Origin of the sequence: Mycobacterium montefiorense, assembly GCF_003112775.1 — a bacterium.
Classification (GTDB): Bacteria; Actinomycetota; Actinomycetes; order Mycobacteriales; family Mycobacteriaceae; genus Mycobacterium; species Mycobacterium montefiorense.
This window is the reverse complement of the sequence record NZ_BFCH01000011.1, coordinates 195,342-208,854: the sequence shown is the minus strand read 5'-3', so window position 1 is coordinate 208,854 and position 13,513 is coordinate 195,342. Positions and strand designations below refer to the sequence as shown.

Sequence of the window (13,513 nt, the reverse complement as noted above, 5' to 3'; positions counted from 1 at the left end):
GCGCTATGCGGTGTGCTCGGAATCGTTGCCCGGGCCGGCGATTACCGGTCCCAACGTCGCCAGCATGCCGGCGGCGGCCCGCTGCCAGGTGAAGTTCTCGGCTCGGCGCCGCGCGCAGGTCCGGCGGTGATATTCGGGCAGGCTGATGACGGTGCCGACTGCCCGGGCGATCGCCTCCGGGTGGTTGTCCGCCGAGGCGCCGCTGTCCGGCGTGATGATCTCGGTCAGCGCCGAGGTGCGGGAGACCACCGCCGGCGTCCCGCAGGCCAGCGATTCCAGCGCGGCCAACCCGAATGTCTCGTGCGGCCCCGGCGCCAGCGTGACATCCGCGGAGGCCAGCAGGCCGGCGACGGTATCCCGGTTGGAGATGAAGCCGGTGAAATCGATCGGCAGCCCGGTGGCCTGTCGTTGCAGCTTGGCACGCATCGGTCCCTCGCCCATGACGACGAGTCGGGCGTCGACGCCGAAATCGCACAACGCGGCCAACGCGTCGATGCTGCGGTCGGCTCGCTTCTCCACCGACAACCGGCCGCAGTGCACCAGTAGGAGCTGCTTGGGTGTGGCCCATTCCCGGCGAAGCAGCGGAGAGTGCCGACTCGGGTGAAACGTCTTCAGGTCCACGCCCAGGGGCACCGTGACGACGTTGGTCGCGCCGATGCGGTCGAATTCCTCGCGCGCGAATCCGGTGGTACACACCACGGTGTCGTAGTCAGCGGCGGTGCGGCCGTTGGCGAAGTCGGCGAGGCTACGCGCCGGCCGGCGCGGAAGTACTTGGCCGGCAAGGCGATCCAGACGTTCGTGCGAGATCATCACTGTGGTGGCGCCGTGTTCGCGGCCCCACCGCCCTAGCGATCTCAGCGTGAGCCGGTCGGAAACCTCCAGCGCATCTGGTTGCAGTGCTTCCAGCAGCGCCTTGACGGGACCCGGCATCACTGCGCGGTAACCGCCGGTGAAGGGAATTAGCCAGGCGGGCATAGTGATTCGCACCACACCCGTCGGCAGCAGGGTACGCTCTGAGCGCGGACCGGGAACGATCAAAAACACTTCGTGCCCGTTGGCGCTGTATTCCGCGCCCAATCGATCCACCGCGGTACGAAGACCGCCGGACCGAGGGCCATAGAAGTTGGCGACCTGTACAACGCGCATACGCTGAGGACACGCGGCGCTTGTGTGCACTCAACAATGCAGGCCTGTCGCGTGCCTTAACACTCCATGAATTCCGCTGATTCTTGCCCGCCGAAGAGGCTGTGCGTTGAGGGATTTGAGCGTGCGGCTAGGGCGGCGACACGCCGGGCGCTGCCGCCCAGGACGCACGCTCAGCGCTTGCCCCAATCCCAGGGCGGCGTGGTCAGCAGGCCCTGGCCGGTGATACGGGTTTCGCCCCAATCCTTGTAGAGCTCGATCTCGACCGCACCGTCGGCATCGCCCTCGGCGACCGGCACGGTGTCGAGGAACTCCAGCAGCGACCGCGAGTGTGTGACGACCACAACCTGAGTCAGCGCGGCCGCGGTGCGGATCAGCGAGGCAAGCGGGCGTACCAAGTCCGGATGCAGCGAGGTCTCCGGCTCGTTGAGCACCATCAGCGACGGCACCTCCGGACTCAACAACGCGGCGGCCCACAGCAGGAATCGCAGTGTGCCATCAGATAATTCGGCCGCGCGCAATGGGCGCAGCATTCCGCGCTGGCGCAGCTGTAGGTCGAACAGCCCGTCATGAATGGCGACCGCGATGGTGGCGCCGTCGAAGGCATCGGCGACGACACGGCTCAAGTCGTCGGACCCGGACTCGAGGATCGTTTGAATCGCCGCGGCCAGATCGCTGCCGTCGTCGGAGAGCACCGGGGTGCGGGTGCCCACCTGCGGGTGCCGGGCCAGCGCCCCGCTGTCAACGCGGAAACCGTCGTAGAATCGCCATCCACGCAACCGATCCCGTACGGCCGCGAGTTCGGGAAGCGCGTGCGGGTTGGCGTACTCGGCCAGCACGCTGCGGTACAACGGCAACGACCGGCACAGCTCGTCAAAGCCGTTGCCCGAGCTGACGGCTTCGGCGAACACCCGCGACCGGCGCACCAGCGTCGCACTGCGCCGCAGCACCGGTCCGGCGAACAACACTTCCCGTTTGATCTCCGGATCCAGGACGAAGACCGACTTCCCGGCCGACTGCGGCATACCCAGGTCGACGAGATAGCCGAAATCATCAGCAGCAAAGCCCATTTCGAGTGATACCGGTCGGCTGCGAACGGTGCCCTCGGTTTTCCGCGTGCGGCGCGCGCCAGCCAGCTGCTCGGGCCCGGCCCACAGCACCGATTGCAGCCCTCCCTCACGGGCGAGCGAGCCGATGACCTCGCCGCGACCGCAACCTGCCAATAGCCGCAGCGCGCGATAGAGCGACGACTTTCCGGCACCGTTTGCGCCGGTGATGATCGACAGCCGGCCCAGCGGCAGGATGACCTCACGCAGTGACCGATACCCCCGAACAGCAATCGTCTGCAACATGCCGCCGACTGTACGGTCAGGCTCCGACGCGTTATCAGTTGTCGGCGGGGTCGAGCAGCTGCACCTCTTCGAGGTCCATCTCGGACTGCAACTCGCGCAGCACGATGTCGTCGATGACCTTTTGATTGCGCAGCGTGGTGATGGCCCGGCGCTTGTGCGAGAGCACCCCGAGGCGTACCCGCCGGACCAGGTCGTCGCGCTTGGTCAGAGCACCGGTCGAGGTGCCGTCCTCGCACTCCGTCACGAGCGCGGCGTGCTCGTCGTATTCCTTTTGCAGCCGGCTCAGCATTTTCGGGGTGGCGCCGAGTTCACCGGCGACCAGCGGCAGCGCGTCAAGAGCAGCCTTGGCGCCGACACTGCGGGCCAGTTGGAGCTCCTCTTCGTACGCGGTGTCTTCGGGCAGGTGCGCCCAGCGCACGACGGCGGGCAGTGTGATGCCCTGGACCAGAACGGTCGTGAGAATCACGACGACAACGATGAAAATAATCAGGCTACGGTCGGGGAACGGCGCTCCGCTCAGCGTTGCCGCCGGGACGGCGAGCGCCGCGGCGAGCGACACGGCGCCGCGGAATCCGGCCCAGGCGGTCACGAAGCGCTGACGCCACGAGATCCGGCGGGCCCGCTGTGCCTCACGACGGTCGATCAGGCGCAGCAGCAGCGTGGTGATTTCGCCCCAGAAAATCCGGGACACGATGACGACACCGGTGATGGCAGCAGCGATGAACAGCGCGTGCCGAATTCCGCCGTCGACGCCGTTGATGCCGCGTACCGCGCCCGGGATCTGCACCCCGACGAACACCCATAGTGACCCGTTGATCAGGAACGTCGCCATTTCCCAGAACCCATAGGTCATCAGCCGGGAGCGCGCCCGGATCACTACCGGCCCGGCATAAGCGAGCACCAAGGCACTCACCAGGACCGCGACCACACCGCTGCACCCCATCGCCTGGGCCAGCAAGAATGCCGCGAACGGCGTCAGCAGGCTCATGGCTGTTTCTTCTTGCGGTGCATCGATCCGCTTGCGCGCCAGGGTCGCCAATCCGCCGACCAGCAGCCCGGCGGCGATGCCGCCGAGGTAGGACGTGACGAACCGCAGCACCAGATCTCCCGGGCCGATTTCGGCTCCGCCTATCGCGACATGCACGGTCACGAAGAACAGCACCAGCGCCGTCCCGTCGTTGATGAGGCTCTCGGCGCGCAGCACGGTCAGCGTTCGGCGCGGCAACTTTTTCGCCAGGCCGGCCACGGCGGCGGCGTCGGTGGGGGACAGCACGGCACCCAACACCGCCGCGGCGTGGGGTTCCATGCCGAGCGCGCGTGCCGTCCACGACACGGCGACCGCGGTGACGATTACCAAGATGACGGACAGGAAGACGATGATGCGCAGGTTCGCCCGGATCTCGCGCAGGCTGGTGCCCAGGCCCTCCCAGTACAGGATCGCCGGCAAGAACAGCAGCAGGACGATCTCGCCATTGATGTGAACATGGCCGACGGCGGGGATCAGACCCAGCAGGGTGCCGAGAAATATGAGCAGCACCGGCGGGCCCACGCGGTAGCGCCGGCCGAGCACCGTTCCGACGATGACGGCCGAGACGAGCGCAACAATGACTTCGAGCCCAAACACGTGCCCATCCTGCCGTACCGGATCGCGACTAGTTATCTGGGCCGAAACACGTCACAAAGACGTAATGGCGCAACGAGTTCGATCAGCTGGTTATGAGCAGTCGCAGCAATCGCCGCAGTCACAGCAGTCGCCACAGTCGCAGCAGCAATCGCAACTATCGCAGCAGCAGATGCAGCTGCCGTCGGAACCGCCGCCCTTGCGCCCGGGCGCGGGGACTGGTTCTTGGCCCTCGGGGATGGGGCCGCCGGGGTAGCCGGCTCCGACGGCTTGGCCGCCGAAGTTGATGGGTTCCTGCTGGCCATGTGGTGTGCCGCAGCTGGGACGGCCGGAGTGGGTAAAGGTGCGCGAGATCGCGCGCCGCACCTCGCGGGTCAACAACCGCTGCGGCAGACGTCCGTCGGTGAACTCCACGTCGGCCAGGGCCAGTTCGATGCCCAGCGCCGCGTCGTCGCACAGGAGGCGAGCCTTACCGATCGGAGTTTCGGTGGCGGCCAACGGATTCCACTTACCGCGGGCCAGGTCGTCGTCGTAATCCTCGACCGCGTCCAGCAGGTGCGCCACCCGCCCGAACAGCTGCCCTATCTCGCGCAGCGGTGCTTGGTTAGCGGGGCGGCCGGCCAGCACTGCCGTGTACGCGAAGGCTTCCGCGACTGCGGTTTCGGTGGGCTCGGTCACCAGCAACAGCGAGCTGCCCGGTCCGGCCGTCGCCTCGAGCTGGGCTTGGCGGTCCATCGCGGCGACGAGCACGCCGGTGTCGAAACCCAGGGCATGACCGGTGTCGGTGCCCTGGCGCACCCAGCGTTCGGCGATGCGCCGTGCGGCCGGTCGTACGCCCGCGACGCCGACCATGCCATCGCGGTCGTCGACGTGATCGCGGACGCGCGCGGCGGCTAAGGCCAACGACACCACTGCGGCCAGTCGCGCGCAGTCACCGGTGGCCACCTCGGCGCGCCGCATCCCGCGCAGCGGACACGGTCCGGCCTTGCGGCGGGAGGGCCGCTCGGGCGACTGCGCCTCGACCAGAACCGAGACCACAAGGCCGTCATAGTTGGTGGCGATGCGGGCGGACTGGCCATAGTCGTCGCGCAGTGCCAGGCACAATCCGCACAATTGCGCGGTCCAGGCTGCTGCGAGCTCGTCGCCGAGTCGATGACGGCAGGGCCGGATGATGCCGAACATGCACTGAAGCTACCGGACGTCCAGCAAACCTGGGGACCGAAACGCTGGCTTACTTTGGCGCGGGGCAGGGCTTGGGAAAGGTGACCGGCTTACCCACCCGATCCATCGCCGTCCGGAGCTGCCGCATGCCGTCCTGATACATCTGCGGGCTCGCGGCCGACCAGGTCGTCGAGGTGCAGGTGGCGGTGTCGCAGCCGCCGCCGAACGTGATCGACGGGCCGGTTTTCACTGTCACGCACTGGCACTTGGCCCGGGCGGGGTTGACGGGATCGATCTCGCATTCCACGTCGAGGCAGTTCGCCCAGGGCACCCCGGACGGGCAGCTCAGCACAGCGAAGTTCGCGTTGATGTTGACCGTCGAGAAGGCAGACCGGATCTTGTTGCCGGACTGAGCCCGGTCGGTGCAGTTCTTGGATCCGATCGAGTTGCCGTTGACGACGACGCAGTCGCACACCGAGATGTTGGGGTCGGTCGGTGACGGCACACAGGGGGCGGTGGTGCACAGCGCGAAGGTTTGGTCGCACATCCAGATGTCTTCGACCTGGAGGGCTTTGGCGTCGCTCTTGCTGCCGGAATCGCAGGCGGCAGCGGTGGTTGCGACGACGGGAAGCAGGCTCACCGATGCTCGACGCAACAGTCCCCGCCGAGTCAATGCTGACTGCTCCGAGACTCGGACGGCTTTGTCGACGAGGTCGCTGATGGCCGTTGCGCCACGCGCTGTTTCGGGCCTTCGGCCTTCGTCGATGAGCACGGCACTTGGCGTGGCTGTGATGCCGTAGGCGGCAAATGCGGCCCGACGCTCATCGACGAGTTCGACCGGGACACGGTGGCTAGCAGGTCCGCCGTTGACGAGGGCAATGTTGACGCGACCGTTCAGGTCGCCCTGCCACCGAGCCACCGTGGGCAGCAACAGATCGCATGCCCCGCAACCGGGCTGGCTGAAGATCAGTACGAGCGGCCGCCTGCGCTCCAGCAGCTTGTCCAACGTCCAGATGTCGCCGGCTTGGTCCGGCAATGCCAGGCCGGCGGCCGCGGCCGCGCGTGCCCGCCAGCGCCGACGCGACGCCGGGCCGAGCCACAGGGCGAGCATCACAATCCCGAAAGCCGTTAAGGGCCAGCCAAAATGCGCGTCGAATGCCACGAACGCGGCGAGTGCCGCCAAACACGCGTTCCTGGCCAGCGTCGGCCACCCGAGCGGGCCCGAGGACAGCTGCCCGAAGCAGTGGCATTCCGGACGTCGGCCCCGCGCGAGATTCACCAGCACCACCGCTTCGAATCCGGCAAGCACGACCAACGCCGCCACGGCGCCGGCCCGGTTCCATGGTGCTGTCGTCAGCAGCGCCGCGATGCCGAACTCGGTCGCAATCATCGCGGTCCCTACGATCGGCGCGGCCGCCCGCGGCACGCCGAATGCCGCAACCGCCCGCCACGCGCCGCTGCGATCCGCCAGTTTCGCCAGCGCAGCAACGGCAAAGACTCCCGCGAGGAGCAGTCGCGCCGCCAACATGGTGATCATCACAAACCTCCGGTCGCCGGATGCCGAACGGGACCATTTTGCGCCCAGACATAATGGAGGTGATGACTTTCGTGAAGATCAGCCGCTTCGTGACCGTCGCGATTCTCGTCTCGTCGATGTTGGTGGGTTGCCACTTCGAGAGCAGGAACCCGCCGACGGGCAAGACCCTCGTGGTTCCGATGGAACAGGTGCTGAAGCAGAACAACATCACCCAGAACGTCACTCTCGCGGTCGGGTACACGCTGAAGCTGCAGCTGGGTGCGAATTACAGCACCCCGTTCCGGTGGCTGGCCGCGACGAAGATCGCCGATACCTCCATCATCGAGCAGACCAGTCACCAGTATGTGCAACCGAGCAGCGACGTGTTGGGAGCGCCCGGCACCGAAGTGTGGATGTTCACGGCGCTGAAGCCCGGGACGACGACGATTTCCACCAACTACTCCAGCTTCGTGGGCAAAAACTCCGCGCCGGTGTGCCAGTACACGGCGATCGTGACGGTGCAGTAAAGGCAACAAAGGTTGTCGCGTGATCCACTGCGGACTGGCCGCGGGGCGGCTAGCGTTCGGCTGTGCTTGGCTTCCGTCGCAACTGGTCGCAGCTGACCAACGTGCCTGCCGGGCTTCGCGACGAGCTCGAAGCCGAGGGGCTCATCTTTCTTGCCCACCGGGTCGGCGTGCTGCGGTATTTCAGTGGGCATGTCCCGGGTGTCTTTTCGGCGTCGGGTGTCTCGCGCTATATGGGCGCGTTCGCCTTCAGCCCCATGCGGATCGTCGCCACCTTTCCTACGCGTGGGGATAGCAATCTGCGGTCCGTCGACTGCTCGTGGGATACCGCCAAGGGTCCGGCGTCCGCGACGGTCACCAAGAAGGGTCTGCTGATCGATATCGACCTACGTGGCGTGGACCGTGCCTTCAGCGGTTCGATAAAGCTGCATTACAAGAGGGAAGTCCCCGACGACGTGCTGGAAAAGCTGCCGACCACCTCGCTGCGGTTCCCGGTTGACCCGGTCTTCGTTTATCGCGCCGCAGGAGTGCGTCCGAAGTCGTAGGGTCACGGGATGAGCACCGCCGTGGACTTTCACTTCGACCCGATGTGCCCCTTCGCGTTTCAGACCTCGGTGTGGATGCGCGACGTTCGCGCACAGCTCGGCATCACAGTTAGTTGGCGGTTCTTCAGCCTGGAAGAGATCAACCGGGTAGCGGGTAAGAAACACCCGTGGGAGCGGGACTGGTCCTATGGCTGGTCGTTGATGCGGATCGGCGCACTGCTGCGTCGCACCGACATGTCGTTGCTCGACCGGTGGTATGCCGCGATCGGCCACGAATTGCACACTTTAGGCGGCAAACCGCACGAACCCGCGGTGGCGCGACGCTTGTTGACTGACATCGGCATCGACGAAGCGACTTTGGATGCAGCACTTGATGATTTGACTACGCATGACGATGTTCGCGCCGACCATCAGCGAGTGGTGGATGCGGGCGGCTACGGTGTCCCGACGCTGTTCATGGATGGACAGTGCCTGTTCGGGCCGGTGTTGGTGAATCCACCGACCGGGCCGGCGGCCCTCAAACTGTGGGACGTCGTCACCGGCATGGCCGAGCTGCCGCATGTCTACGAACTTCAGCGGCCGAAATCACCGGCTGATGCCGAGCTGATCGGTCAAAGCCTGCGTCCCTATCTCGACGGTCGCGATTGGGTCAGCATCAATCGCGGCGAAGTGATCGACGTCGACCGGCTGGCCGGCGGACGCGGTTAACGCAGCTGGCGGGCGACTTCGCCGTATCGCGCGAAGCGCTCGTCGTCGCCCAGTGCGTTGTAAAGGGCGATGCGGGTGGCGATTCCGCCGTACTTTGTGGTCAGCGCGTCGGCAAAGCCGTCCCACGTCGACTCGATGGCGAACGCCGCAATGTGCTCGTCGGTGATCTGGGCGGCCATACCCTGGAAGTCGCCGGCCTTCTGCTTCTCGCGGATGCGCGCGGTGGTGCCCTCGAATCCGGCCTCGTCCCAAATGAACGCGTAGTTGGGGGTGCTGCCGTAGAACGCCATGCTGGCGCGCACCGTCTCGCGTTGGGTGTCGCGTTCCTCGTCGCTGTCGCCGACAATCGTCATCGCCGGCACGATGACGGTGACGTCCGACGCCGAGCGGCCCGCCTTCTCAGCACCCGCCGCAACATTGGGCAGCACATGGCGTTTCAGATAGCCGAGCTCGCCGAGCGGATGGACGTGCACCCCGTCGGCCACTTCGCCGGCCATCCGCAGCATCCACGGATTCACCGCTGCGATATCGACTTTGGGGTCGGGCGCGTCGATGGGGCCCGCGCTCCACTGCGGCGTGATGAAGTCCAGGTCGTAGAACTCGCCGTGGTGATCGAGCTTTCCCGTCCGGAACGCCGAGAAGCACGCCTTCACCGCCAGCACGTAATCGCGCAGCCGCGGGCCGGGGCGTTCGAACGGGACTCCGTAGCGGCGCACGACGTGCGTGCGCACCTGCGTGCCCAGACCCAACCGGAACTTGCCGCCGGTCGCCTCCTGCAGCTCCCACGCCTCGGCCGCGGTGACGAAAGGACTGCGGGGAAAGGCGACCGCGACACCGGTGGACAACTCGAGTCCGGGAGCGGCTTGCGAGGCCACGGCGGCGTTGAGGTAGGCCGTGCGCCCGGTCTCGGTGAACAGCAGACCGGAGAATCCCGCGGCCTGAGCGCGCTGGGCCAGGCCGCCGATCTCACCCAACGGTTGCGGAACCACCATCACGTCAATGTGCACGGCGCAACCCTATTCCGTCGCGTGACTAGAGCGCCGCGAGCGTGGTGTTATGGCGGACCTGGGGAATGTCGGCAGCCGGCAACGGCGGGCAGAAGAAGTTGCCCTGCACGGCGTCGCAACCGTATTCCTTGAGTCGCTGGGCTGTTTCCGCATCGCCGACGCCCTCGGCGATCGTGGCGATGCCGAACGTGGTGGTCAACTCGATCACCGTTCGTGCGATCGTGGCGGCGCGGTCGTCGTGCAGGATCGGCGCGATGAATTGACGGTCGAGTTTGACGTCGTCGATCGGCAGCTCACGCAGATAGGTGAGCGAGGCGTAACCGCTGCCGAAATCGTCGATCGCGACTCGAATGCCGGCCTCGCGGAGACGATTGAGCACCGCGCGCGCCTTTGCGAGGTCGCCAACCAACAGGTCCTCGGTGATCTCGATCGTGAGCGAACTGGCGGACATGCTGCGACGGTCGAGCACGGACATGATCCGGTCCGGCAAGGCATCCTCGTCGAGCGAAGGCGCCCACAAGTTGATCGCGACAGGAATAGCGGCCCCCGCGGCGTACCACTGCGACGCGTCCGCGACCGCCCGCGACAACACCAGGTCGGTGACGGCGTCCATCAGCCCGTGTTGACGGACCAACGGTAAGAATTCGGAGGGCGCCAACGTGCCGAGTTCGGGGTGCTGCCATCGCACGAGTGCCTCTGCGCCACAGACGGAACCGGTGAGCATGTCGAATTTCGGTTGATACAGCAGCGTTAGCAGGCGTTCGTCAATGGCATGTCGCAGTTCACCAAGCAGTTGCACCCGGGCCAAACGGTCGCCGTGCGTCGAGTGTTTGCCGAGCCGGACGTCCATGTCGGGGGTGAATGTCTGCACATCGGTTGAGCTGGCCTGCTGGGCCCAGCTCCGGGCCGCGTCGGCCTGCTCGAGGAGTTCGCCTGGGGTCAGGGCTGAGCCGAATTCCGCGGTGGCCGACGCCACGCCGATGTTGAGGTGCACATGCAGCCGGTGATCCTCGAGTTCGAGAGACTCGTCGAAGGACCGGGCGAGCTTCCTGGCGACCTGTGCGGCGACCTCGGGGCGGTCTTCCACCAGGACCGCGAATTGATCCCCGTTCATCCGCGCGACGGTGTCGCTAGTGCGGACATTGGCCTGCAGCCGCTCGCCGACGCTGCGCAATAGTTCGTCGGCGACGGGATAACCGAGCGTGTCATTGACCATGGCGAAGTCACTGATATTGAGCGCAATTACGCTGACCGGAACTGCGTGGTGAATGTGCAACCGGACCGCGTGCGAGAGCAGATCGTCAAATAGTCGCTGGTTCGCTAGCCCGGTTAACGGGTCGCGCAGGGCGGCGTCAGACAGCGCGGCAAGCAGATGTTGTTTGCGATCGAGCAGCAACAAGTGGCGGGCCAGTGTGGTGAGGAATAGCACCACGCAGACCGAGAAGACGAACGCATCGCCCGGGTCCGAGGGCCAAAAGTGCACACCGCCCACGGCGATCGCCAACAGCACAGGTCCATACGGCAGCCACAACGACGTTTTCGACAGTGGTTGAGAAAATCCGAGGTCGAGGTCCGGTCCGGGGCGAGACGCAATTCCCGACAGGGCGACGAAGTACATTCCGACGGCCCATCCGAAAATGACGACGTGACAAGGCACCTGTTCGGGGTGGTCCTCGAAGACGCGGACGATCCCGGCCACGGCGATCACGATCCACCCCAGCGTCATCAGCGTCGGTGAGAATTTGCGGCCCGGCTCGGCTTTCCGCACGGTGATGAACGACATGACGACAAGCCCGAGGTATACGGCCGTGGCGGTGGCCAACATCAGCTGCGGGAGGCTGACTATTTGTGCAGGTCGGCGGAAGTGGCCCAGCACCAGAATGGCCAACACAATCAACAAAGATGCGGCGACGAGCAGGCCGTCAAGCAGCAGGCCGACGCCGAATCGGGAGTCGTCGCGGCTGGGAATCGTCACCGCGGTGGCGAACGCGCACAGCGGTAAGACCACGTAGCCCAAGTTGGCCGCCGAGACTTCCGGCATCGGCGGAATACCGCCCAGACTCACGTACCACCACACCGCTTGGCCTGCAGTCCAGCCGGCCAGCCCGATGCTCAGCACCGTCCATGCCAGACGTTGGCGGCCGCGAGAGGCACGGGCGGCGACGACGGCGCAGCCGTTGGCAAACACGCTCAAAAGCCAGAGCCCCACCGGGCCGGTCAGCGCGCGATCCGACGAGCTATTTTCGGTGAACAGCAGCACGCCGTATACGAGCAACCCGACAGTCGCCAACACGGCCACCGCGGTTCGGCGTCGTGTCAGTGAGAACATTTCCTGCCCTGTCGGATGCGGTTTTCGCATGCAGGATAATCCACGGCGCGAGCTTCCGTCCTCCGTACAGCTAGCCTGTCTGGCAATTTCACCGAACCGTTTTGAGGCCGTATGGGCCGGGTCCCTCGGCGCTGCCAGCACTGCTCAGCTCATGTGATTGCAATCTGGGAAAGGAATCTGGATCGGTGATGCGGCGGGTGCCGGGGTCACTCAGACTTTTGCAGCAAAGACCACGTCGGGATTGAGGATTCCGGCCGGGTCGAAGCTCTGCTTGATCCGGCGCAGCAGGTCGACCTTGACCGGGTCTTCGAGCTCGCGCCAGTAGGGAGCCTTGGCGCGGCCGAGGCCGTGTTCGCCCGAGATCGCGCCGCCTAACTCCATTGCCAGCGCGAAGATGTCCGTCAGGAGTTTCTTGCGGGTGTCGGGGTCCGGGCAAAAGATCGCCAGGTGCACGTTGCCGTCGCCGGCGTGCCCGCAGCCCACCGCGCCACCGCCGACCGCGGCCGCCAGGCCGCGCACGGCGGCAAGGTACTTCGGCATCGCGCCGCGGGGCACGACCGTGTCGATCAGGTCGTCGGCGCCGATCGCCTTCAGCGTCCAAAACGCGTTCTCGCGCGCCTCGATCAGCTTGCGCGCCGAGCCGCCTTCGAGCACATAGGCGTCTAGGGCTCCCAGCTCGGCGACCAGCTCACCGGTCCGCTCGACATCCTCGTCCAGCCGATCCGCCGTGCGATTCTCAAGTCCCACAACGAGATACGCCTGACAGCTGTCGCGGATCTGGTCCGCAACGCCGAGCTCTAGGTTCTGGGTGTGCACGAGCGCGGCCATCGTCACGTTGTCGATGTACTCCAGGATGTAGGGGCCGAGGCCGCTGGCGATGACCTGCGGCACCGCCTCCATGACCTGGTCGAAGTCGGCGAACGGGGCGAGCACGGTGGCGCTGTGTCCGAGCCGCGGATGCAGTTTGACGATCACCTCGGTGGCCAAAGCTAGGGTGCCTTCGGAGCCGACGATCAGCTGGGTCAGGTCGTAGCCGGTGGACACCTTGGCGATCTTGCCGCCGGTGCGGATGATCTCGCCGGTCGGCAACACGGCCTGCAGGCCGAGCACGTTATTGCGGGCGATGCCGTATTTGACCGCGCGCATGCCGCCGGCGTTGGTGCCGACGTTGCCGCCGATGCTGGAGGACAGTTCGCCGGGTTGCACCATGTAGCGCAGGTTTGCCGAGGCGGTCGCGGCGTCCAGTTCGAGCAGCGTCACGCCCGGTTGGACGACGGCGACCTGGTTGGTGGTGTCGACCTCGAGGACGGCATTCATCCGCTCGAAGGAGATGACCAGCCCGTCCGCGCGCGGTATCGCCGCACCCGACAAGCCGGTCCCGGATCCGCGGGCCGTCACCGGAATATGTTGTTCCGTAGCCACTTTCAGCAGCTGCGCGACCTCCTCGGCGGTGGCCGGCTTCGCGACGTAGGCAGGCTGCTGCGGCGGATGCGTCAGCTCCTCGTCGTGCCAATAGTCGTCGGGGATCGCTTCGCCCTCTAGGAGGTTGTGGCTTCCGACGATGTCCGCGAGCTGCTCGGTGATGTCGCCCATGAACGCACACTGTA

11 protein-coding genes are annotated in these 13,513 nt (G+C 66.0%); 3 read left to right on the top strand and 8 right to left on the bottom strand.

The features are described from left to right. Positions 1-3: 3 nt before the first annotated feature. From DB708_RS08610 to DB708_RS08590, 5 genes are all read right to left on the bottom strand, one after another. Positions 4-1,146 (bottom strand): glycosyltransferase, encoded by a 1,143-nt coding sequence (locus tag DB708_RS08610; RefSeq protein WP_108921517.1) that lies wholly within the window; start codon positions 1,144-1,146, stop codon positions 4-6. 170 nt (positions 1,147-1,316) lie between these two features. Then, entirely contained in the window at positions 1,317-2,495 is a 1,179-nt protein-coding gene (locus DB708_RS08605) for an AAA family ATPase (RefSeq protein WP_108921516.1), read from the bottom strand. A 34-nt stretch (positions 2,496-2,529) separates the two neighbouring features. After that, positions 2,530-4,119: a Na+/H+ antiporter gene (locus tag DB708_RS08600; protein ID WP_108921515.1), complete on the bottom strand. Its 1,590-nt coding sequence runs from the start codon at positions 4,117-4,119 to the stop codon at positions 2,530-2,532. A 90-nt stretch (positions 4,120-4,209) separates the two neighbouring features. Then, positions 4,210-5,298, bottom strand: a complete 1,089-nt coding sequence (locus DB708_RS08595; RefSeq protein ID WP_108921514.1) for a DUF5685 family protein — start codon at positions 5,296-5,298, stop codon at positions 4,210-4,212. A 49-nt stretch (positions 5,299-5,347) separates the two neighbouring features. Continuing rightward, the gene (locus tag DB708_RS08590) at positions 5,348-6,814 is read right to left on the bottom strand and encodes a MauE/DoxX family redox-associated membrane protein (RefSeq protein WP_108921513.1); all 1,467 of its coding nucleotides are present in this window, start codon (positions 6,812-6,814) and stop codon (positions 5,348-5,350) included. A 71-nt stretch (positions 6,815-6,885) separates the two neighbouring features. On the opposite strand from DB708_RS08590, the gene DB708_RS08585 reads away from it, so the two are divergent. From DB708_RS08585 to DB708_RS08575, 3 genes are all read left to right on the top strand, one after another. Continuing rightward, positions 6,886-7,320, top strand: a complete 435-nt coding sequence (locus DB708_RS08585; protein ID WP_409347577.1) for a protease inhibitor I42 family protein — start codon at positions 6,886-6,888, stop codon at positions 7,318-7,320. 62 nt (positions 7,321-7,382) lie between these two features. Continuing rightward, positions 7,383-7,862 (top strand): hypothetical protein, encoded by a 480-nt coding sequence (locus tag DB708_RS08580; protein ID WP_108921512.1) that lies wholly within the window; start codon positions 7,383-7,385, stop codon positions 7,860-7,862. A gap of 9 nt (positions 7,863-7,871) precedes the next feature. After that, positions 7,872-8,570: a mycothiol-dependent nitroreductase Rv2466c family protein gene (locus DB708_RS08575; protein ID WP_108921511.1), complete on the top strand. Its 699-nt coding sequence runs from the start codon at positions 7,872-7,874 to the stop codon at positions 8,568-8,570. Here DB708_RS08575 and DB708_RS08570 read toward each other — a convergent pair. The 3 genes from DB708_RS08570 to DB708_RS08560 form a co-directional block, all read right to left on the bottom strand. Next, on the bottom strand, positions 8,567-9,577 hold the full coding sequence (locus DB708_RS08570) for a TIGR03617 family F420-dependent LLM class oxidoreductase (RefSeq protein WP_108921510.1): 1,011 nt from the start codon (positions 9,575-9,577) through the stop codon (positions 8,567-8,569). The two genes, DB708_RS08575 and DB708_RS08570, sit on opposite strands and share 4 nt — an antisense overlap. Positions 9,578-9,602: 25 nt before the next feature. Beyond that, the gene (locus DB708_RS08565) at positions 9,603-11,906 is read right to left on the bottom strand and encodes a putative bifunctional diguanylate cyclase/phosphodiesterase (RefSeq protein WP_165839772.1); all 2,304 of its coding nucleotides are present in this window, start codon (positions 11,904-11,906) and stop codon (positions 9,603-9,605) included. A gap of 210 nt (positions 11,907-12,116) precedes the next feature. Next, the gene (locus tag DB708_RS08560) at positions 12,117-13,499 is read right to left on the bottom strand and encodes an FAD-binding oxidoreductase (RefSeq protein ID WP_108921508.1); all 1,383 of its coding nucleotides are present in this window, start codon (positions 13,497-13,499) and stop codon (positions 12,117-12,119) included. Positions 13,500-13,513: the final 14 nt, after the last annotated feature.